Source organism: Hyalangium gracile (genome assembly GCF_020103725.1).
GTDB classification, from domain to species: domain Bacteria; phylum Myxococcota; class Myxococcia; order Myxococcales; family Myxococcaceae; genus Hyalangium; species Hyalangium gracile.
This window is the reverse complement of the sequence record NZ_JAHXBG010000009.1, coordinates 349,257-370,103: the sequence shown is the minus strand read 5'-3', so window position 1 is coordinate 370,103 and position 20,847 is coordinate 349,257. Positions and strand designations below refer to the sequence as shown.

Here is a 20,847-nt window from a genome sequence, read left to right as displayed (position 1 = left end):
CTGGGGCCAGCGCTACCCGCCGGTGAGGCAGCGGAGGTAGGCCGTCACTCCGCTGGGCCTAGCCGGTCCTCTTCGAGGCGACGGGCCACAGCTCGTTGCCGCCATGCTCCTTGGTCTTCAAGGCGTAGGCGAGCAGCTCCTTGCCCAGGTTCGTGTAGTACTCGCAGACCTCGTCCACGTACTTCTTGGCCTCTTCCACCTCTGGAGCGGTCCACTTGTACTCGGAGATCAGCGTCGGGATGCTCTTGACATCGATCCCCCTGTGCTCGTCCTCCTGCTCCTTGTGGGGCATGCCGAAATAGGAGAGCTGCGGCTTGTTCTCCTTCTCGCAGATCTCCCTGCCCGCATCCCGGAAGAGCTCGAAGGCCACGGCCGCGCCCTCCTCGAAGGTCTCCAGGGCCGTCAGGCGCATGATGGGGCTGGCGGTGCGCGACAGGGCGATGAGCTTGTAGATGATCAGCCGCGAGTGGATCGAGTGCGGACCCCAGAGGAGCCTGAGCGCTTCCGTCAAGGACAGGCTCTTGTCGAGGTCCAGGATCTTCAGGTCGCCCAGGAACCACTCCCAGTGGTTCTCGTCCACGACGGTGTGGTCATGGAGCGCACGCCGCAGCTCGCGATCTTCTTCTTCTCTCTCTTTTGATTTCGGGACAGGAGCGTGAGAATAGTCCCGCAGGGAGTGGATGAACCAATCCGACAGGCCCATGGCCAGGGGGGCCATGCAGAGTGCGAAGCTGAGGCGCAGACGCGCAGGAATGTCGCGATTCTTGACGAACTTCAGGAAGTCGGTATCGCCCTGCGCCTGGCTCTGTTTCTCGATGTACGCCAGAACTTGCTGGGCGAGTTCCTTCGGGTCTTGGCTCATGGGTTGTCTCCAAGGAGGCTGGTACAGCCTTACCACCGAACGCAGGTGGCATGGGGACATGAGTCGCACGTATTCGGGCCTACCCGCAAGGACGGGTGCTTGGGGACCTGGCGCGGGCGTCTTCACTGCTCTGATAACAGCTTGATACTATAGGGACCGCATGCTGGAGTCCCGTGAAGTGGTCGGTTCAAGGGACTACGGCCATCAGCTTCCAGGGGAGAAAAGGTCATGCTCGACAGGGATAATCTCAAGGGCTACTTCATCGTTGGGACGAACATGCAGGCCATCATGAATGGCTTTGGGTCCTTCACGCTGATTGCCAGCAAGTTGCTCCTCCGCGAGGGTATTGGCACGCCGGACGAGAGCATGATCGCCCAGTTCGAGCCGACGGCGTGGTACCCGCTGGATCGCGTCCTGCGGGTGTTCGATCACATCCAGGAAGAGTTCGGCGACTTCACCGTGCGCCAGGTGGGCCTGCAGGTGTTCAGGACGCAGCCGCTGCCGCCGCAGATCGTTGACCTCACCAGTGCCTTCGAGGGCCTGAACTTCGCCTACAAGATGGTTCACGGCAAGGGGACCGTGCCGCTGTTCAATCCCGCCACCGGCGAGATGAAGGATGACCTCGGGCACTACAAGTGGATCCACACCAAGGGCACCAACAAGGGCTCCGTGGAGTCCACGAGCATCTACCCGTGCCCCTTCGATGAGGGGTTGATGAGCGGCGCCGCCCAGCGCTTCAAGCCCACGGCCACCATCACGCATGACCGGGCCTCCTGCCGCAGCCGCGGTGGAGACAAGTGCATCTACCAGATCAGCTGGAAGTAGCTCCCCACCCAGGGAGGCCCTCATGCCTGACACATCCTCTCCGCTGCGCCCCGACTCCCAGGGGCTGGTGACGGCCTTCGATGTAGCCAGCGGGAGCTGGCTCACCGCCGGGCAGACCGGCTCGAGGCTCGAGAGGCTGCCTTCGCTGGAGGGGAGACTGCTCGTCTCCTCGGAGGTGTTGGAGGGCGCCGCCAACGACTTCGGGCTCGCGGTGCCGAGCCGGCGGCCCTCCGTGGTTCTCCAGCCTGGCTCCGAGCAGGATGTCGTCCACATGGTTCGCTTCGCCCGCGCCCACGGGCTGAAGATCGGAGCCCGGGGGACCGCGCACACGATGTTCGGTCACACCCAGGTGGACGGGGGGATCGTCATCGACATGCGGAAGCTGGACCGGATCTACTCGATCGGCGAGGACCGGGCCGAGGTCGATGCGGGTGTGCTCTGGAGCGAGCTGGTCTCCAGGGCTGTCGCTCGGGGACGCACGCCTCCCGTGCTCACGGATCTGCTGGAGATGTCCGTGGGGGGGACGTTGTCGGTGGGAGGCGTGAGCGGCACCAGCTACCGGTATGGCACGCAGGTGGACACCGTCCTGGAACTCCGGGTCGTGACAGGCGAGGGAGAGCTGGTGAGCTGCTCCCCGAATCGGAACCAGGAGCTGTTCAACGCGGTGCTGGCCGGGCTGGGGCAGTGCGGCATCATCGTCCGGGCCACGCTCCGTCTGGTCCCCGCGCCGGCGCGGGTTCGCCTCTACGGGCTCAAGTACGCGAGCCATGAGGCGCTGATCCAGGATGAGCTGACGGCGATCAGGGATGGCCGCTTCGACTACGTGTTGGGCGTCATGTTCCCGGGCCCGGATGGGAAGTGGGAACACCTGATGCACTCGGCCTCGTATCTCGCGCAGCCGGACGACGAGCGGATGCTGGCGGGGCTCTCGCATCAGCAGAGCAACATCAAGGACGTGCCGTATCTCGAGTGGGTGAATTCCCTCTCGCAGCAGCTCGGCGAGCTCAAGCGCCTGGGCCAGTACGTGCGCCCGCATCCCTGGTGCGACCTGCTCGTGCCCTCCTCGAGGATCGCGAGCTTCGTCAGTGACGTGCTCCGGGAGGTTGCGCCCACGGAGATCTCTCGCGTCTTCCCGCTGCTGCTGTACCCGTTCAACCGCCAGCACATCACGCGACCGCTGTTCCGGGTGCCCGATGAGGACACCTTCTTCCTGTTCGACATCCTTCGGACGGTCTCCCCGGAGACGAGGACCGCCGCGCAGATGGTCGCGCACAACCGCCTGCTCTTCGAACTCAACCGGAGCTGGGGCGGCACGCACTACGCGATCTGCGCCGTTGGCTGTTCCCACGAGGACTGGAAGCGGCACTTTGGCTCGGCCTGGGACGCGTTCGCGGCAGCCAAGCGGCGCTACGATCCCGACGGCGTGCTGACCCCCGGGCCGGGCATCTTCGGCTGATTCATTCATGACGAGCGGCCCTCGAGGGGCCGCTCGATGCCGCGGGGCCCTGCTCAGAGCAGGGTGGTGTCAGTCTCCAACCCCAGGAGCACGCTGCCGATGGTCTCCATCGTGGCGGCGGACACCATCACGTGCTGGGTGACGGTGTGGATGTCCCGGAAGCAGCGCTGGAGCGGGTGGCTGCGGAAGACGGAGGTGCCGCCGCCGGCCTCGTACATGAGGTCCACGGCGCGCGCCGACGCGCGGACTGCGTGGGTGCAGGCCAGCCGCAGCTCGGCCCGGTTGCGCGTGGAGATCTCGCCTCGGTTGGCGGCGGCGTAGGTGCTGTTCACCGACTCGAAGAGCATGGCCCGCGCGGCTCGCACCTGAGCCTCGGCTTCGGCGACGGCGGTCTGGACGCCCGCCCGGGTGGCGAGAGGCTGGCGGCTCGGCATCAGGAGCTTCTTGAGCGCCAGCGCCCGCAGCTCGTCGATGGCGCGACGGGCGATGCCCAGCGTGACGGCCGCTACCCCCATGGTCAACAGCCCGAAGGGCGGAACGGAGTAGAGCGGCCGCGAGATGCGCGGGGGCTCGTTGATGAACCCGAAGCTGTACTCGTCGGGGACGAAGAGGTCCTTCAGCTCCATGTCGCAGCTCCCCGTGCCGCAGAGGCCCGAGGAGTACCAGGTGTCATGCAGCGTGACGTCCCGCGCGGGCATCGCCAGGAAGCGGAGCTCGGGCATGCCCGCGGGAGAGATGTTGGGCCGTCCTTGCTGGGTCACCATCGCGCCCACCATCAGCCACTGGCAGTTCTGGCTGCCGCTGGCCCAGGGCCACCGCCCGGTGACGCGGTACCCCCCCCTGAACGCGCTCGGCCATTCCAAAAGGCGCGTTCACGCCGGCGGTGATGGCATCCCGGGGCCCGAAGATGGTGCGCGCCGCCGCATCGGGCAGCCACGCCGCTGTCACTCCGATCTCGGAGCCGATCATGAGGCACCAGCCCGTGGAGCCATCCGCGCGAGAGATCGTCTCGAGGACCTCGAGCAACACGGTGGGGTGCACCTCGTGCCCGCCGTAGGCCTCGGGGATCCACATACGAAAGAGGTCCGCCTTCGCCAGCTCCTGGGCGAGATCGGCTGGGAGCCTGCGGGCGGCCTCGATCTCCTCGGAGCGGGCGGCGATACGGGGCGCGAGCTGCTGGGCGGCGGTGAGCAGCGGATGCGTCGAGCTGTTGGGGGAGGTGGTGGTCATGCCTGGGAGCATAGCGAGGATTCCTGGCCATGATCCAAGGCGGAGTGCCAGGGCGCCCAGCAGGGAGGGGGCAACCTGGCAGGGAGGTATCTTCCGACGGGCCCTTCAGGAGCCGTCAGGTAGTCCTGGCGTGGGCGAGTGCCCCGGCCCGGTGAGGCGCCGGCTCAGTTCAGCCAGCGCAGGTGGGCCAACGACGCCCCCTGCTCTTCCGCGAGCCGGGCGAAGGGCGCCTCATCCGAGATGACCGCCTCGAAGTAGGCGGCGACCATGTACCCCATGGGCACGGCATGGCAGCGCAGGATGTGCAGCGTGGTTCTGGGAATCATCAGCTCGGGGATGCTGGCCTCGACGACGCCCCCCGGCTCTAGAGGAGTGGCGCACAGGATCAGCACGCCGCTGGCCGAAGCATTGATGATGTCGGCGTCCAGCAGCTCCCTGCCGTAATGGAGCTTGATGGCCAGGCGCAGCGGGTAGCGCGGGTGCCGACGCCGCTCGGAATCGAAGGACACGATGAGGCCTCCTCAAGCGTTGCCCGAGCACCTGCAGGGGCAGTTCTCCAATACACATGCGGGAAACGTACCGAACCTGACTGACGGCGGATGATGTATGTCCTTGTAGCAACGTATGCCGAAGGGCTTTGCCGGCTCGGGTTTGACTGTCTCGGGTGTCAGTCATTACGCGGTGATGGCTCGCGCGCACGCTCTCGGGTGCGAACCAAACATAGGTTTTCCAGAAACTGGCGAAAGCATCCTTCCGCGAGGATGGGTTTGTCACGACTCATGTGTCAACACAGACCCAGTAGGACAAGTCTACAGTGGAATTTTTTCGTGTTTATGTGAAAATGAGTGGTGGCACTATGGACAAACTTCATCCCTGGCGGTAATTTGCTTCTAGATCCACCGGGAAGGAGGGGGGCACTCCAGACCCACTGCAGGGTGGAACCGGAAGAGCCTTCCCCTTAGTCCTTGTGAGGAACAATGCTGGCAAACAGATTGAAGGGGACGCTTGTCCACTCTGGCAGTCATCAGCTGGGGCAGGTCGCTCGCGGGTTGGGTCTGGATGATACGTGCACGCAAGCGATGCAGGAGGTCTTCCGGACGATGGCTGCGAGCTGGCACGATCTGCCAGCCAGCGGAAATCCAGCATGGCCCTCTGATGTCTGTGACGACCACTCTCCCTACGAACTGTCGATGACCATCGAGGACTCCGGGCCGCAGCTGCGCGTGCTCGTGGAGCCGATGGATCGCCCCGCCTCGCTGAGCGCCAACCGCATCGCGAGCCTTCGTCTGCACGAAGTGCTCCGGCGCAACTACGGCATCAATCTGGATCGGCTGCACGCGCTCGAGAACCTGCTGATGCCCGAGGAGGCCCGCGGCCACTTCGTCGCGTGGTACTCGGCGTCCATCGGCAAGGGCGAGGCCCTGGACTTCAAGGCCTACTTCAACCTGGGGTGCCTGGGGCGCGAGCGCGCTCCGAAGCTGGCCGAGGAGGCCTTCCGCCGGATCGGCTTCCACAAGGTGTGGCCCACCGTGGTGGAGATGATGGAGCGCCGGGGCGGGGGGCAGGACGAGCTGTGCTACTTCGCGCTCGATCTGTCGCACCGCTCCGACGCGCGGGCGAAGCTCTACTTCCGCCACCACCGCGCCACCGCGGAGTTCGTGGACGAGTTCTGCGGCGTGGCCCGCCACTACGAGCCCGGCATCGTCACCGACTTCTGCCGGAAGATGGGCGGTGGCTCCGAGGGCCCCTACTGCAGCAAGGGTCTGGTCACCTGCTTCAACTTCACGGACCCTTCCGACTCCCGCCCCAAGGCCGTGACGGCGTACTTCCCCGTGTCTCACTACGCGCGCAATGACAGCGTGATCCAGGAGCGGATCTCCTCCTATCTCAAGGAGCAGTCCCTCGACACGCGGCCGTACCTGGGGGCCATCGAGGCCTGCGCCCAGCGTTCCCTACAGGTGGGCACGGGAATCCACACCTACGCGGCGGTGCGCTGGATGGAGAAGCGTCCGCGGGTGACCGTGTACTTCTCGCCCGAGACCTATGGGCGCTTGCCGGCCAGCGCGAATCCGTACCACACGCCGTCCCTCCCCATGGAGATGGAGCAGGACGAGAGCGCCACCGTGCTCCACTGAGGACTCGGGCTCCTGGGGGCGCCGTTCCCGGCGCCTGCCCGGGGGCGCGCAATCAGTTCAGCCAGCGAAGGTGGGCCAGCTCCGCCTTCTGCTCGTCCGCGAGCCGGGCGATGGCTGTCTCATCCGCTGCCGCGGCCTCGAAATACGCGGCGATCGTGTATCCCATCGGTGTCGACTGGCAACGCACCACGTGCAGCCGCGTCTGGGGAAGCGACAACTCGGGAATGCTGGTCTCGATGTGCCCGCCCGGCTCCAGCGGGGTGGAGCACAGCAAGAGGCAGCCGCTCTTGGAGGCGTTGAGGATGTTGGCCTCGAGGACTTCGTCACCGCGATGGAGCTTGATGGGCAACCGCAGATCGTAGCGCTGGTGTCGACGCCGTTCGTTGTCGGTAGACACGTGCCCTCTCCTCCGGCGTTGCCCGCTCGCCAGTGAGGAGGAATGAAATCATTCCCCCGCCGCTACCATAACGCCCTCACCATTATTTTGTCGTGTCGTGAGATGTGGTGTTTTTTCCACGACGATGTTTCACGCCGGTACGCCAGCCGCTGGAGCGGCTGTGTGGAGGAGGGCGGGGAGCGTTGGACAAGGTGCGAGCGAGCCTGCCATTTTCGACGGCATGAGATGGCGTCCCCTGCTCTTGAGCGCCCAGGGCCTCGCGGCTCTTGCGAGGGCCGCGCCTCCTGCTGCTCCTGTCTCGAAGCCTTCTTGCTCTTTGGAGACCTGAGCTGCCGCCATCGCAGAACCGGCTCAAGCCGCGTGTCGAGGCCGGAGAGAAGCGCTACGGCGACCGCTGAGCGCTTCGGCTCCCGCCATGCTGGCGCACCTACATCTCTCGGATTCGAGTGCCCAACCTCCCAGGGCTGCCACTGCTGGCCAACCCTGCGCCTGGAGCGGGGCGAGGTCCGATGGAAGGAGCCCCGGTGAGGCATGTGCCTACACCCCTGTTCGAGGGTCAGCCAGGCAAACAGGAAGGTCATTAAGAGCTTGAGCCGGAGGCACCGGAGCCGCGACAGTTCTGATCATGGAACAGGGGCGGCGCGCGACGGACCGGAAGGCCGTCGGTCTTCTGGTGAAGCTCAAGCACTCGGATGTGGGGAGCTTCGCCGAGGAGTTCGCTACCAATCTGAGCCCTGGGGGCATGTTCATCCGGTCGCGCACGCCGCAGCCGGTGGGCACGCTCGTGAAGTTCGAGGTGCAGATCGCCGGCGGCGTCCGGGTGCTGCGCGGCACCGCCGTGGTGCGCTGGGTGCGCGCCGCCAATGATCCCGAGGGCCCGCCGGGCATGGGCCTCCAGTTCCAGGAGCTGGACCCCGTCACCCAGGCGCTCATCGACCGGATGCTCCAGCTCAACAAGGCCGCGGCCGCGGCCGCGGACGCCGAGGCGCTCGAGCGGGAGATGCTGGCCAAGGGCATGCTGGACCGGGTGGGCAAGCGCGTCACCGCCTCGAGGCTGCCGGCCATCGCCCCCTCCGTGGCGCCCGTGGCTGCTCCCAAGGGTGCGCCCCCGAAGGCGCCTGTCCCACCCATGGCCCCCGTGGTCGCGGACGACCGCGCGGAGGAGAGCGTGGACCTGGGCGCGATGATCGACGAGCTCGAGGACCTGGGAGTGTCGGCGGGGAAGCCTCTCGCGCCTCCCGTCCCCACGCCCGCGCCCCTGGCCGTTCCGCCGCCTCCGAGCAGCGACGTGGACATCGACGTCGAGGAGCTCATCTCCGCGTCGTCGACGCCCTCTCCCGGCTCTTCCGAGGTGAAGTTCGAGGTCCTCGACGAGCCCATGCCCGACATCGACTTCGAGATGGAGTCGCTGGGCGGGGACCTGCCCGTGGCCGTGGGGATGCCGCTGGACGAGGCCGAGGCCCTGATGGAGTCGGCGCCCGTCATCCAGGGCGCCCCCATCGTCGCGCCTCCACCGCCCGCGCCCGCTCGTCCCGCGGCGCCCCCGCCGCCGCCGCCCGTGGCGCAGGCCTACCCCGCGGTGCAGCCCGCCGCGCCGGTGCCACAGGCTCGGCCTCCTGCTCCCGCGGCGCCTCCTGCTCCTCCCGCCGCCGCCGTCGCGCCGCCGGCCCCCGCCGCCGCGCCTGCTCCGCCGGCGAGGCCCGCCTTCGACGTCGACCTGGAGCTGGGCCTGCAAGGGCCGAAGCTCCGGTCTGCTGCGGACGCCACGGAGGATGTCTTCCAGCCCGGCAAGGGCGTGGAGTTCGAGCTGGACCTGGGTGATGGCGAGGACCTGGAGGTGGACAGGCCGGGACACCCGAGCCGGCGTGGGGCGCGTGGTCGCCCGTCAGCGCCTCCTCCGAAGCCCAAGGCGCCCGCGCAGGCCGCGCCGCCTCCTCCCTCGGCTCCGCCGCCTCGGCAGATTCCGCCGCCTCCCGCGAGCCCACCCGCGGCCCGGGTCGAGGCGCCGCGCGCCCCCGAGCCGAGGCCCGCGCCCGAGGGTGCCACGCAGGTGCTGCCCTCTCCGCCGGTCCGGCCGCTGCCGCCCGAGCCTCCTCCCAACCGGATGGTGCTGCCGCCGACCGTCTTCCTCCCGGCTCCGACGCCGGTGGCGGGCACGGGGCCGATCATCGGCATCGACCTGGGAACCACCAACTCGTGCGTGGCCATCATGTCGGGGGGGCGCCCCACGGTGCTGCGCTCGAAGGAGGGCTACAACACCATCCCCTCCGTCATCTCGCTCAACGCGCAGAACAAGCTGCTGGTGAGCCACCGCGCCAAGAGCCAGCTCGTCATGCGCCCCACGCAGACCATCTACGGCGCCAAGCGGCTGGTGGGCCGCCCGTACGAGAGCGCCGTGGTGAAGCAGGTGCGCGAGCGCTTCCACTACGAGATCGTCCCCGACACCCTGGGCCGCGCGGCGGTGCGCCTGGGCGACCATGTCCTCTCCCTGGAGGAGGTGCAGGGCCTCATCCTCAAGGAGTGCAAGGAGATGGCCGAGCAGCACCTGGGGAACAAGGTGGAGCGCGCGGTGGTGACGGTGCCCGCCTACTACTCCGAGCCCCAGCGCGAGGCGGTGCGCAAGGCCGGCGCGCTGGCGGGCCTCAAGGTGGAGCGCATCCTCAACGAGCCCACCTCCGCGGCGCTGGCCTACGGCCTCAACCGCGAGCTGAACAAGCGCGTGCTGGTGTACGACCTGGGCGGCGGTACCTTCGACGCCACGGTGCTGCGCATCGAGAAGAACGTCTTCGAGGTGCTGGCCACCGGCGGCGACGTCTTCCTCGGAGGCATCGACTTCGACAACGCCATCGTCGACTTCCTGCTCGAGCGCTTCCAGCAACTGGAGAACGTGGCCTTCCAGGGAGATGGCGTCGCACTGTCGCGCATGAGCGACGCGGCCGAGAAGGCGAAGATCGCCCTCTCCGAGCGCAACCACTACGAGATCCACATCCCCATGCTCGTCATGGACGACATGGGCCGCCCCAGGGACTTGCGCTTCACGATGACGCGCGCGGACCTGGAGCGCATCTGCGCGGGCATCGTCGAGCGCACGCTGGACGTGGTGCGCGACGTGCTGCTGGACGGGCGGCTGAAGCCCAGCGACATCGACGACATCATCCTGGTGGGCGGGCAGGCGCGCATGCCGCTGGTGCGCGAGAAGATCAAGGCGCTGTTCGGCAAGTCGGCGCACTCCAGTGTGAACGCGGACGAGGCGGTGGCCCTGGGCGCGGCGCTGTACTCGACGGCGCTGGAGAAGGTGAGCAGCGTGGTGCTCATCGACGTGCTGCCGATGACCATCGGTCTGGCGATGCCGGGCGGTGCCTTCCAGCGTGTCATCGAGCGCAACACGCCGCTGCCGGCGCAGCGCTCGTTCGCGGTGTCCACGGCCCGGGACGACGAAGAGGTGCTGGAGCTGTCCATCTTCCAGGGCGAGGACAACCACATCTCCGCCAACGAGTACCTGGGCACGGTGCGCCTGGAGGGGCTGCCGCCAGGCCCGAAGGGCTCGGTGCGGGTGGCGGTGACCATCAAGCTGGATGCGGAGTGCGTGCTGTTCGTGGAGGCGCGCGAGTACACCACGCGCAAGACGGTGCGCGCGACGCTGGCCACGCGGTACACGCCGGATCAGCTGGCCAGTCAGCTCAAGGTGGACCAGAACGCCGCGCGCGCGGCGGAGGAGCGGCGTGGCGCGGATCTGCGTGATCGCGCGGGCCGCTTCTGGAGCTTCCTCAAGAAGGTGGTGGGCCGGTCTTGATGCTCGTGTCGCGTCTGCGTTCCTCGCTGGTCGTCCTCGCCCTGTCGTCCGGTCTGGCCTGTGGCTCGGGCTCGGGCTCGGGAGGAGGCCCCGGGCCGCAGCCACCCGGGAAGACGCCGGAGACCCAGAGCCCCGTGGTGGAGATTGCTCCGGCGGCGGGCAGCGAGTGGTACCGCAAGGCCGTCTTCTATGAGGTGTTCGTCCGCAGCTTCCAGGACTCGGATGGAGACGGGAACGGGGACCTGAAGGGCCTCATCTCGCGCCTGGACTACCTCAACGACGGCGATCCGAGCACGACGCAGGACCTGGGCGTGGACGCGCTGTGGCTGATGCCCGTCTTCGACTCGCCCAGCTACCACGGCTACGACGTGGTGGACTACGAGCGCATCAACCCGGACTACGGCACCCTGGAGGACTTCGAGCAGCTGTGCGCCGAGGCCCACCGGCGGGGGATGCGCGTCATCCTCGACTTCGTCATCAACCACTCGGGCACGGGCCACCCGTGGTTCGTGGAGTCCGCCTCCTCGCGCACCTCTCCCAAGCGCGACTGGTACATGTGGAGGGATCAGGATCCGGGCTGGAAGCAGCCGTGGAGCCAGTTCTCCAACGAGCCCACCTGGCACTCGCGCAACGGCGCCTGGTACTACGGCGTGTTCTGGGGCGGGATGCCGGACCTGAACATGCAGAACCCGGAGCTGCGCGCGGAGGTGAAGCGCCTGGCCTCGCTGTGGATCTCGCGCGGCGCGGATGGCTTCCGGCTGGATGCCGCGCGCTACCTCATCGAGACGGGCGCGGGCGGCGGACAGGCCGACACCCCGGAGACGCACGCCTTCTGGAAGGAGTTCGCCGCGCACGTGCGCCAGGAGAAGCCGGACGCCGTCATCGTGGGCGAGGACTGGAGCACCACGCCCGTCATCGCCGCCTACTATGGCTCGACGAAGGACGTGCCGGGCGGGGACGAGCTGCCGCTGAACTTCAACTTCCCGCTCTCCGAGCAGATCCTCGCGAGCCTCAACGCGGGCAACTCCACGAGCATCGCCGCGAAGCTGACGGAGATGGCCAGCGCCTACCCGGCGGGCGTCAGCGACGCGCCCTTCCTCACCAACCACGACATGGTGCGGGTGGCCACTCAGCTCAACGCTCACTCGGGCAAGCTGGCCAACGCCGCGGCGCTGCTGCTCACCCTGCCCGGAGCTCCCTTCCTCTATTACGGGGAGGAGCTGGGCATGACCAACGGCACCACGAACAACGACGAGGCCAAGCGCACGCCCATGCCGTGGGACGGCTCCGGCGGTGGCGGCTTCACGTCGGGCTCGCCGTGGTTCAACTTCTCGCCGGGGCACGCGTCGGGTCGCAACGTGGCCGCGCAGACGGACGCCGCGAACTCGCTGCTCTCGCGCTACCGGGCGCTGATCCGGGCCCGCCATGCCTCCGAGGCGCTGAGCCGGGGAGGGCTCAAGCTCTTCACCTCCACCAAGGGTGTCTCGGCCGCGCTCGCCTTCGTGCGCACGCTGGGGGATGAGCGGGTGCTCGTGGTGCACAACCTCTCGGACTACAACGTGACCGCGGGCCCGTTCTCCATCCCCGGCGGCACGCCCGAGGTGCTCTTCGCCGACACCAATGTCGGGACGCTCTCCGCGACCGCGAGCGGGTGGCAGACCACCCTGCCCGCGAGGGCCACGGGCATCTGGCGCCTGAAGCCGTAGGCCGTTCGCCTCACCCCTCGGAGGGAGGAGCAGGGGGCGCGGCCTCGGGAGCCTCGGCCGGAGTCGCCGGGCCCGCGGGAACCACCGCTGGCCACGGCGGCGCATTCGGCCCGAGCACCTGCTCCTGCGTGACGCCCGGGGGCACGATCAGGTCCACCACCGGGGACTGGCTCGGGTCTCCCAGCCGTCCGCCGCCCAGCCGCTCCTTCGAGTCGCCCGGCCCGATGGGCAGCACCATCAGCCCTCGCGGCCCGGACTTTCCGAACAGCGCCGGCATGTCCACCTTGTTCTCGATCGAGGCGGCCGTCACCGCGAGCGCGTAGCCCCACTCCGGCCGCGGCGCGCCTCCGAAGAAGTCCTCCGGCACGAAGAACTCCACCGTGGCGCCCGTGACGCGCACCCGGGTGGGGAAGAACACCCGCGAGGCCAGCTCGCGCTCCACCGCCGTGTCCACCTCGCGTGCCGCGGCCTCGCTCAGCGCGCCCTGCTGCCGCTGCCGCTCCTCGCGGGCCTCCTGCAGCCAGAACCCTCGCAGCGCGTCGCGCGCATCGAACGGCCGGGGCGTGAGCACGACTACCTTCTCCCAGCCGCTGTCGGGCGCCAGCGTGAGGTTCCGGCCCGGCAGCGTGTCCGTGCGGCCCGAGCCCTGCGCCCGGTCCGTGTCCACGTACAGGTCCAGGTTGAAGGTGTAGAAGCCGAACCGCGCCCGCTGCGCCTGCGTCTCCCCGCTCAGGTCCACCGTGCGCCCTGACTGCGGCCGGACGATGGGGCGGGCGAAGGTCGCCTCGAAGCGGGTACCGCCCTCCTCCGGATACGCCGTGAGCAGGAGCAGATCCATGGAGCCCGGCGGCATGTCCTCGCGCAGCGGGTAGCGCAGGTCTCCATCCCCATGGTCGTCCCCACGGGGGTCCGCCAGGGTGAGGAGCGACGGGTCACCGCGCGTGCCCCGCGAGAGGCACGCACTGGCCAGCATGGCCCCCAGCGCGAGCAGCAGGGTGGAGCGGCGGAGCAGCGGCATGGAGAGGACTCCTGGGGCAAAAAGAAAGGCCCGGCAGCGTCGCCGCGTGCCGGGCCCTTCTCAAGCAAGAAGCGAGCGGCTGACTAGAACTGGGCCTTCATGAAGACCTTGGCCCGGTAGTGCTCGAACTCGCGGCGCTCCAGGCTGTTCCAACCGTTGAAGCGGTTGAAGAAGCCCTCGGAGCCCACCGCCACGTTGTGGTCCTTGGCCGTCTGCTCGTCCGCCACCGTGGACACGAAGCCCGAGCCGAAGTTCGGCTTGAAGGTGCCGAACGCGTACTGCGCCTCCGCGCCGAACTCCACGCCCGCCAGGATGTACTTGGCCTTGAGCACGATGGAGTTCTTGTTGTGGAAGCCCGAGGCCATCTCGTGGAGGTTGTACGCCTGGAAGGCCGTGTTGCCGTCGAACAGGTTGGCCAGGTACTTCGTGTAGCTCAGCGAGGCGTACAGGTCGTCCGACACCTGGTAGCCCGTGCCCGCCGTGAAGGCGTAGTAGCGCAGCAGCCGGTCGTCATCGCTCAGGCTGTCGAAGGGCTTCCACTGGTAGCCCGTCTGGCCGTTGGACTCGATGACGTTCGGGTTGCCGAAGGTGTCCGCCGTGGACAGGCCCGGGGCGTACTCGTTGCGCAGGTCCTGGCACGGCTGCCCGTCACCCGGGCACGCGCCGGCCTGGTACGGCAGGAAGCGCGCGTCGTTGATGCGCTTGTCCTGCTCGCGGATGAACTTGGCCTTGCCGAACACGTCGATGCCGCGGCCGATGTCCAGCACGTAGCGGCCCTTCACCACCGCGATGTGCGTCTGCTTGTCCTGGAAGGGCTGGAAGGCGGTGCGGAAGTTGTGGCCCACGCCGGTGTCCAGCTCCGTCGTCGGGTACGGCGTCTTCAGGTACGAGGTGTTGGGGTCGTCGTACGCCTGCCAGTTGGTGTTGTAGGTGATGTACGAGTACTCACCGGACAGATCCAGGTTGCCGCTGCCCCAGATGGGGTTCACGGTGAAGCCCTTCCAGCCGATGGCCGTCTCCGCCATGGGCTCGTCGAAGTCCGTGAAGTCGTTGTCCACGTTGATGGTGGCCAGCTGCTGCGCCTCGCTCGTCCAGCCGCCGTAGCCGATGCGCGTGGGGTTGCCGCCGAACACGCCGTAGGACGCGTTGGAGGGGCCCGGGAAGGCGAAGCTGCCGTCGTGGCCCTCGGTGAGCAGCACGTCCGACTCGCGGCGCGCCGCCATGATGGCCACGTAGTCCGCGCCGATGCTGAAGCCCTGCAGGTTCACCGACAGGCCGATGTCCAGCGGATCGCTCAGCGTGACGTCCACCTTCCAGGTGTTGTCCTCGTGCCGGCCCGCCAGCACCGGCGAGTACCCGTTCAGCCCGAACTCCTTGGGCGTCAGCACCGGGTCCGCGTTGGAGTACGAGTGGTAGAGCGAGCCGCGGATGTCCACCGTGTCGCTCAGCCGCAAGGCCGCCTTCACGCCACCCACGCCGTTGCGGAAGCGGGGCGTCGTGTCGCGCCCGTCGTCCAGGTTGCCGTCCACGTCCGCGGGGGCGACCTCCGCGTCGTGCACGTAGCTGAAGATGCCGCCCACCTCGAGCGCGTCGCTCAGCGACCACTTCGTCTGGAAGCCGTACGCCGCGTCCGCCGCGTGGAACAGGCCCGTGCTGAAGGACGGGCCGGCCCACAGCCGGGGCAGGCTGATGCGCGTGGCGTCCCAGGTGATGCGCCGCTCGAAGCCCGAGCCCTGCACGAGGATGCCGTGGGCGTTGTCGCGGTCGATGTAGCGGATGCGGCCGATGACGAACGGATCGAACTGGCCGAAGTCATTGGCGCCGATGGTGGCCGAGTCGATCAGGTAGCCCGGCGTGAGGACCACGGCGATGCCGCGCAGCTTGATGTACTGGTTGGAGCGCGGATCGAACTCGCCGCAGTCTCCGTTGAGACAGGGCTTGGACGGGTCGCCACCGAAGCCGCCGAAGTTCGTCCAGAAGTTCTGGCTGAAGCGGCTGTGGATGCGGCCCCGCACCTCCACCTGGCTGGAGAGCCGGGCGTTGAGCAAGAGCTCCAGCTCGGTGCCCTGGCCGTTGTCGCCATAGCCTTCACCGGGCACGGTGGTGAAGTTGTACATGGCGCCCTGGTCACGCAGGTTGCCCCAGAGCCACTTGGTGTAGGTGGTGCCGCCAATCTGGAGCCTCGGCGCGTCCTGGGCGATGGCGGGCGCCGCGGGCAGCAGGGTAGCGGTCGCGGCGAGCACCATGGCGCTCTTCCGCAAGAACTTCTTCGACATGATGTGAACCCCTCCTCAGGGCCAGACCGACTGCACCGCGGGGAGACTTCCCCCGCGGCGGTCCGGCCACGTCCTTGTGAATCTCAGCTACAGCGTCACTTGCCCTGGCGCACCATCGTCAGGGTGGCCTTGCTCTTGGAGCTGCCGTCCTCGGCGCACTCGTACTTCAGCATCTCGTGCTGGGCCTTGGTCTCGGAGGCGTCACCCTTGCCGCTGCCGGCCAGGATGTCGATGGCGTGCGGATCGCAGTCGCCGTCGTTGCCGCCGCCGAAGCGGTGCTGGCCCTCGTACTCGTTCACCTTGCGGGTGAGCATGTCATTGCCGGCGGGGAAGCCCTCGTTGGACTGCACCACCACCTGGATGCCCCACTGGCTGGGGTCTCCCGCCAGGCCCGCGCCGTCCACGCTGCCGCTGACCTTCTTGCCGCTGCCCTTGACGCGATCGGGGACGAGGATGTCGCCCTTCAGGCCGCCGGCCTTGAGCTCGACCTCCTTGCGAACGCGCGCGGACTCCTGCGGCGAGAGGATGATCAGCTTCTCCCAGGCGGAGGCCGGGGCGAACTGCACGTTGAGGCCCGGAGGCGCGTCGGTGTGGCCGCTGCCCTCCTTGCCGTCCGTGTCGATGAAGATGAAGACCATCTGCGTGGAGAACCCCATCTTCATGTTCCAGGGGTTCTCCAGGTTGGCGCCCAGGCCCACGGTGAAGTCGACCTTGTTGCCCTTCTTGTCCACCGTCAGCTCGGTCAGATCGAACGAGCCCTTCTTGTAGACGGTGTCGGTCGGGTACTTGTAGGTGCCCGGGCCGTTGTCGTCCCCCGTCGGGTCCTTGAAGGTGACCTTGCCGTCGGCGAAGGCGGGGAGGCTGAGCAGCGATGCGGCGAGGGTGAGGCTTGCGAGGCGGGTCTTCATGACGGCTCTCCTTGGGGAAACGACTTCAACCTTTCACGCTTCCAGCCGTGAGGCCGGAGACGAGGTACTTCTGGAGGAACAGGAACAGGAACACTACGGGCACCGACACGATGATGGAGCCGGCGGCGAAGTAGCCCCACTGCTGGGAGAAGCCGCCGACGAAGAAGCGCAGCCCGACCGGCGCCGTGTACATGACTTCCTGGTCCATGAAGGTAGCCGCCAGAATGAACTCATTCCAGGCAGTCATGAAAGAAAACAACGCCGTGACTGCGACGGCCGGCTTGGCCAGGGGAAGAATGATGCTCCAGAAAATCTTGCCTACCGAGGCACCCTCGATGAGCGCGGCCTCCTCCAAGTCACGGGGGATGGTGTCGAAGTAGCCCTTGAGCATCCACACGCTGAAGGGGATGGAGGTGGTGGCGTAGACGATGATGAGGCCCAGGCGCGAGGAGCCGAGCCCCAGCCACTGCACGAGGATGATGAACAGGGGGATGAGCATCAGCGTGCCCGGGAACATCTGGGACACCAGGAAGGCCATCATGCCGGTGCGCTGGCCGGGGAACTTGAAGCGGCTGAAGGCGTAGGCGGCGGTGCAGGCCAGGAAGACGCCCACCACGGTGGTGCCCACGGCGATGATGGCGCTGTTGAGCATCCACCGGGCGAACGGCTGATCCGTCATCACCGAGGTGAAGTTGGACAGGGACCACACCTCCGGCCACGGGGTGATGGCGCGCAGCCGGTCCACCCACGTGGGGTCCGCCGGCAGCGTGGCGATGGCCAGGTTCTGCCGCCCGGAGAAGGCGATCGTGACGACCCAGAGGATGGGGTAGATGGTGAAGAGGGTGAAGACCACCAGCAGCACGTGGAGCGGCAGGTGGGGGAAGCCTTCGCGACGCGTGGCCATCAGGTCGCCTCCGTGGCGCGCGAGAGTCGGTTCTGCACCATGCTGTAGAGCAGCAGGATGCCGAAGATGACGGTGGAGTAGGCCGCCGCGTAGCCGTAGCGGTAGCGCTGGAAGGCGAACTTGTAGGCCTGGGTGACGAGGATTTCGGTGGAGTTGCCCGGCTCACCCTCCGTCACCAGGAAGATGATGTTGAACATGTTGAAGGTCCACACCACCGACAGGATGATGGCCGGCACCAGCGCGGGCTTGAGCGAGGGCAGGGTGATGGCGGTGAACTGCTGCCACCGGCTGGCCCCGTCCACGCGCGCCGCCTCGTACAGCTCCATGGGGATGGACTGCAGCGCCCCCAGCGACACCACCATCATGAAGGGGAAGCTGAGCCAGCCGTTGGTGGCCAGCGCCGTGAGGTACGAGGTGAAGGGCGTCTCGAACCAGGACAGCCCCTGCCCGCCGAACATGCGGATGACGTGGTTCACCACGCCGAACTGCTGGTGGAACATGCCCTTCCAGATGAGCGCGGTGATGTAGTTGGGCATGGCCCACGGCAGGATGAGGAGCACCCGGTACAGGGGCCGCATCGCCAGGTTGGGCGTGTTGAGGATGAGCGCCAGCAGCAGGCCCACGGACACGCCGATCGTCACGTTGGTGATGGTCCACACCACCGTGAAGAAGAGCGTCCAGTAGAAGTTCAGGTAGTTGAAGACCCAGACGCCGCCCTCGCCCCGCTGGGCGATGTTGAAGTCGCCGAGGATCTCCACGTAGTTGCGCAGGCCGATCCAGATGTCCGTGAGCGGCTGGTTGGTGTTGTAGAGGTTGGCGTCGGTGAAGGAGAGGGTGATGCCGTAGAAGAAGGGGAAGAAGACGAGCACCAGCATCCCCAGCATGGCCGGGAAGATGTAGGCGTACGCCTCGCGGTGCTCCACCACCGTGGCGGCCAGGCGGTGCAGGCCCCCCAGACCGATGAAGAGCAGCAGCCCCAGCCCCAGCGCGCCCAGGCCGAGGAAGGCGCGGGCGGCCTGGCCCTGCAGCGTGGTCGCGCGCTGGGTGACGACGGCCTCGTTCACCGTGGCCTGGGCGGTGAGCAGCCCCAGCGAGCGGCGGTAGAAGTCCGTGTCCCAGGTGTCGGGCTGGAGCGCCGGCTCGGCCGCCAGGTTCTGCGCGGTGATGAGCGCCTGGGCCTTCTCCGTCACGCCGCGCAGGTGCTCGCCCACCCGGGCCTGGGAGCCGCGCACGCCGTCCTCGAGCAAGCGCATGGAGTACGTGGCGTAGCCGCCCAGCCCCGCCACGAAGGCCACCGCCGCCACCGCCACCAGCTGCCACTGGCGACGCAGCGGCGCGAAGGACGCACCCAGCACCGCCAGCAGCGGCAGGAAGAAGGCCAGCAGCACCGGCCCCAGCCCGGGGCGCTCCACGCCCTGTTCTTGAGGCTGGGGCGCGGCGGCCAGCTGCGGCGGCGTGGCCAGCTCCACCATGCCCACCACCGCTCCGTCCACCTCCACCGGCGCGGAGTACAGCAGCCCGCCGTTGAGCTGCCCCGCCGTCCCGGTGCCGGGCAGCTCCGCCCGCTCGAGCTCGGGCTTGCGGGCGTTGCCCTCCTCGCGGTTGGTCTCCACCGCGGCGCGCAGCCGCTGCCCGCGATCGTAGATGGGCTTCTCCTCGCGCGACAGCCGCCGCGGCGGGGCCTTGTCGCCCTGGTCCTCCGGGAACGTCGAGGCCTCCAGCTGGATGCCGGAGAAGGCGATGACGCGCACCCACCGGCCGGGGAGGAGCTGCTCCTTCACCGCGGCGACGACGGCGCGCACCCCGTCGCCACTGCCTCCCGCGCGCCGCGCGAGCTCCGACAGGGCGTTGAGGGAGATGATGTCCTGGCGCTGCTCGAGGCCGCTGTCTGCGTCTTCACGCGCGCGGATCAGCAAGGCGTACGCCACCGCCAGCCCCAGGCCGAGCGCCAGGGCCAGCCCCACCAGCACGCGCGGCCGCCGCGGGCCGGGGGGAGTCGTCTGAGGAGGATTCAAGGAGGAGCCTGCGGGGAAGGGGACCGGGGAGCTGCTCCCGGGGGAGGCGGCGCCCGAGGAGGCGCCGCCCGTGGGCTGCGATGAAGCGGTGCTCACTTCTTGCGCAGCCCCGCGACGTCCTTGGCCACCTGCTGCTGGGCCTTGTCGAGCGCCTCCTTGGGCTTGGAGGTCTTCTTGAGGATGCCGTTCATGGCGCTGGTGGCCGGCGACCAGACCATGGTCATCTCCGGCACGTTGGGCATGGGCACCGCCACCTCCACCTGATCACGGAAGGCCTTGAGCTGCGGATCCTTGGAGACCTGGGCGTCGGTGTACACCTCGTTGGTGGCCGGGCTCTGGCGGCCCTCGAGCGCGAGCACCTTGGCGGAGGACGCGCTGGTGAGGAACTTCGCCACGTCGAAGGCGGCCTCCTTGTTCTTCGAGGGCGCCGTCACGAACACGCCCTCCACCGTCATCCACGGGCGCATGGGCTTGCCGCCGGCCTCGTCCAGCGTGGGCAGCGGGGCGATGCCGTAGTCGATGCCCTTGGCGATCTCTCCCAGGAACCACGGGCCGGAGAACACCATGGCCGCCTTGCCGTCATTGAAGAGCGAGGTGATGAGCGCGGAGGAGGGCTCGGCCGGGAGGATGCCGTCCTTGTCGATCCACTTGAGCAGCTGGTCGATGGACTTCAGGTTCTCCGGCGAGTTGAGGGTGGGGTTGAACTTCGCGTCGAACACCCCGCCGCCGAAGCCGTTCATCAGCGCCGCGTGGAAGTAGAAGTCCCCGTACGAGTACGCCAGGCCGAAGCGCCCGGACTTCTTGTCGGTGAGCTTCTTGGCCATCGTCACCAGCTCGCCCGAGGTCTTGGGCGGGGTGGGCACCAGCTTCTTGTTGTAGATGAGCGCGATGACCTTGTAGTTCAGCGGCAGGCCGTAGGCGGTGCCCCGGTACGTCATCGCCTGCATCGTGGTGGGGATGAAGCGCTTCTTGAGCGCGTCATCCAGGTAGAAGTCGATGGGCTCGATGGTGTTGCCGGCCTCGATCCAGCCGCCGAGCCGGTCCTGCGCGAAGATGAAGAGGTCCGGCCCCTTGCCGCGCGGCACGGTGGCGGTGATCTTGTCGGCGAAGGCGTCGTAGGGGACGGCCAGCGTCGTCACCTTCGTCTTGCCGGCGTTGGCCTTGTTGTACTCGGCCACCACCTTCTCCAGCGCGGTCTTCTCCTCGGCGCGGTAGGAGTGCCACAGGACGATCTCCGTCTCGGCGGCGGAGGCGGTCACAGGCAGCAGGCCGAGCGCGCACAGGCACACGGCGGCGATCAGCAGTCGCAGGTTCTTCATGTG

16 protein-coding genes are annotated in these 20,847 nt (G+C 67.9%); 5 read left to right on the top strand and 11 right to left on the bottom strand.

All coding sequences use genetic code 11. The annotated features are described in order from the left end of the window. Positions 1-58: 58 nt before the first annotated feature. Positions 59-862, bottom strand: a complete 804-nt coding sequence (locus KY572_RS20830; protein WP_224244651.1) for a hypothetical protein — start codon at positions 860-862, stop codon at positions 59-61. A gap of 228 nt (positions 863-1,090) precedes the next feature. Between KY572_RS20830 and KY572_RS20825 the strand changes: the two genes are divergently transcribed. Further along, positions 1,091-1,687: a hypothetical protein gene (locus KY572_RS20825; protein ID WP_224244650.1), complete on the top strand. Its 597-nt coding sequence runs from the start codon at positions 1,091-1,093 to the stop codon at positions 1,685-1,687. Between the two features lie 22 nt (positions 1,688-1,709). Beyond that, positions 1,710-3,143, top strand: coding sequence for an FAD-binding protein (locus KY572_RS20820; protein ID WP_224244649.1), 1,434 nt, complete (start codon positions 1,710-1,712; stop codon positions 3,141-3,143). Between the two features lie 53 nt (positions 3,144-3,196). On the opposite strand, the gene KY572_RS20815 is transcribed toward KY572_RS20820, so the two are convergent. The 3 genes from KY572_RS20815 to KY572_RS20805 all read right to left on the bottom strand — a co-directional run bounded on the left by KY572_RS20815 (position 3,197) and on the right by KY572_RS20805 (position 4,882). Next, positions 3,197-3,907, bottom strand: coding sequence for an acyl-CoA dehydrogenase family protein (locus tag KY572_RS20815; protein ID WP_224244648.1), 711 nt, complete (start codon positions 3,905-3,907; stop codon positions 3,197-3,199). Beyond that, on the bottom strand, positions 3,813-4,373 hold the full coding sequence (locus KY572_RS20810) for an acyl-CoA dehydrogenase family protein (RefSeq protein WP_224244647.1): 561 nt from the start codon (positions 4,371-4,373) through the stop codon (positions 3,813-3,815). The genes KY572_RS20815 and KY572_RS20810 overlap by 95 nt, the downstream gene beginning before the upstream one ends. 164 nt (positions 4,374-4,537) lie before the next feature. Next, on the bottom strand, positions 4,538-4,882 hold the full coding sequence (locus KY572_RS20805) for a PilZ domain-containing protein (protein ID WP_224244646.1): 345 nt from the start codon (positions 4,880-4,882) through the stop codon (positions 4,538-4,540). A 468-nt stretch (positions 4,883-5,350) separates the two neighbouring features. Between KY572_RS20805 and KY572_RS20800 the strand changes: the two genes are divergently transcribed. Further along, positions 5,351-6,508 carry a tryptophan dimethylallyltransferase family protein gene (locus tag KY572_RS20800; RefSeq protein WP_317987875.1) on the top strand — a complete coding sequence of 386 codons (1,158 nt, stop codon included), beginning with the start codon at positions 5,351-5,353 and terminating at the stop codon, positions 6,506-6,508. A 52-nt stretch (positions 6,509-6,560) separates the two neighbouring features. Here KY572_RS20800 and KY572_RS20795 read toward each other — a convergent pair whose 3' ends face one another. Next, positions 6,561-6,905 (bottom strand): PilZ domain-containing protein, encoded by a 345-nt coding sequence (locus KY572_RS20795; protein WP_224244644.1) that lies wholly within the window; start codon positions 6,903-6,905, stop codon positions 6,561-6,563. Between the two features lie 625 nt (positions 6,906-7,530). Between KY572_RS20795 and KY572_RS20790 the strand changes: the two genes are divergently transcribed. Both KY572_RS20790 and KY572_RS20785 read left to right on the top strand, forming a co-directional pair. Further along, complete coding sequence (locus KY572_RS20790) at positions 7,531-10,698, top strand: TIGR02266 family protein (protein WP_224244643.1); 3,168 nt, start codon at positions 7,531-7,533, stop codon at positions 10,696-10,698. Beyond that, a complete protein-coding gene (locus KY572_RS20785; protein ID WP_224244642.1) occupies positions 10,698-12,404 on the top strand; it encodes an alpha-amylase family glycosyl hydrolase in 1,707 nt (568 codons plus the stop codon). The genes KY572_RS20790 and KY572_RS20785 overlap by 1 nt, the downstream gene beginning before the upstream one ends. Positions 12,405-12,414: 10 nt before the next feature. Here the strand turns inward: KY572_RS20785 and KY572_RS20780 are convergent, their stop codons facing one another. The 6 genes from KY572_RS20780 to KY572_RS20755 form a co-directional block, all read right to left on the bottom strand. Continuing rightward, positions 12,415-13,422, bottom strand: coding sequence for a glucodextranase DOMON-like domain-containing protein (locus tag KY572_RS20780; RefSeq protein WP_224244641.1), 1,008 nt, complete (start codon positions 13,420-13,422; stop codon positions 12,415-12,417). Between the two features lie 83 nt (positions 13,423-13,505). Beyond that, positions 13,506-15,698 (bottom strand): hypothetical protein, encoded by a 2,193-nt coding sequence (locus KY572_RS20775; RefSeq protein ID WP_224244640.1) that lies wholly within the window; start codon positions 15,696-15,698, stop codon positions 13,506-13,508. 95 nt (positions 15,699-15,793) lie between these two features. Then, a complete protein-coding gene (locus tag KY572_RS20770; protein ID WP_224244639.1) occupies positions 15,794-16,606 on the bottom strand; it encodes a glucodextranase DOMON-like domain-containing protein in 813 nt (270 codons plus the stop codon). Positions 16,607-16,631: 25 nt separating this feature from the next. Then, positions 16,632-17,510: a sugar ABC transporter permease gene (locus KY572_RS20765; RefSeq protein WP_224244638.1), complete on the bottom strand. Its 879-nt coding sequence runs from the start codon at positions 17,508-17,510 to the stop codon at positions 16,632-16,634. After that, positions 17,510-19,525: a carbohydrate ABC transporter permease gene (locus tag KY572_RS20760; RefSeq protein WP_224244637.1), complete on the bottom strand. Its 2,016-nt coding sequence runs from the start codon at positions 19,523-19,525 to the stop codon at positions 17,510-17,512. Before KY572_RS20760 ends, KY572_RS20765 begins: the two co-directional genes overlap by 1 nt. 92 nt (positions 19,526-19,617) lie before the next feature. Next, positions 19,618-20,844: an extracellular solute-binding protein gene (locus tag KY572_RS20755; protein ID WP_224244636.1), complete on the bottom strand. Its 1,227-nt coding sequence runs from the start codon at positions 20,842-20,844 to the stop codon at positions 19,618-19,620. Positions 20,845-20,847: the final 3 nt, after the last annotated feature.

Bases quoted from the DNA above. Each gene is read 5' to 3' on its own strand.
- KY572_RS20830 (WP_224244651.1), bottom strand. From the start codon at position 862: ATGAGCCAAGACCCGAAGGAACTCGCCCAGCAAGTTCTGGCGTACATC.
- KY572_RS20825 (WP_224244650.1), top strand. From the start codon at position 1,091: ATGCTCGACAGGGATAATCTCAAGGGCTACTTCATCGTTGGGACGAAC.
- KY572_RS20820 (WP_224244649.1), top strand. From the start codon at position 1,710: ATGCCTGACACATCCTCTCCGCTGCGCCCCGACTCCCAGGGGCTGGTG.
- KY572_RS20815 (WP_224244648.1), bottom strand. From the start codon at position 3,907: ATGGTGACCCAGCAAGGACGGCCCAACATCTCTCCCGCGGGCATGCCC.
- KY572_RS20810 (WP_224244647.1), bottom strand. From the start codon at position 4,373: ATGACCACCACCTCCCCCAACAGCTCGACGCATCCGCTGCTCACCGCC.
- KY572_RS20800 (WP_317987875.1), top strand. From the start codon at position 5,351: ATGCTGGCAAACAGATTGAAGGGGACGCTTGTCCACTCTGGCAGTCAT.
- KY572_RS20790 (WP_224244643.1), top strand. From the start codon at position 7,531: ATGGAACAGGGGCGGCGCGCGACGGACCGGAAGGCCGTCGGTCTTCTG.
- KY572_RS20785 (WP_224244642.1), top strand. From the start codon at position 10,698: ATGCTCGTGTCGCGTCTGCGTTCCTCGCTGGTCGTCCTCGCCCTGTCG.
- KY572_RS20780 (WP_224244641.1), bottom strand. From the start codon at position 13,422: ATGCCGCTGCTCCGCCGCTCCACCCTGCTGCTCGCGCTGGGGGCCATG.
- KY572_RS20775 (WP_224244640.1), bottom strand. From the start codon at position 15,698: ATGTCGAAGAAGTTCTTGCGGAAGAGCGCCATGGTGCTCGCCGCGACC.
- KY572_RS20770 (WP_224244639.1), bottom strand. From the start codon at position 16,606: ATGAAGACCCGCCTCGCAAGCCTCACCCTCGCCGCATCGCTGCTCAGC.
- KY572_RS20765 (WP_224244638.1), bottom strand. From the start codon at position 17,510: ATGGCCACGCGTCGCGAAGGCTTCCCCCACCTGCCGCTCCACGTGCTG.
- KY572_RS20755 (WP_224244636.1), bottom strand. From the start codon at position 20,844: ATGAAGAACCTGCGACTGCTGATCGCCGCCGTGTGCCTGTGCGCGCTC.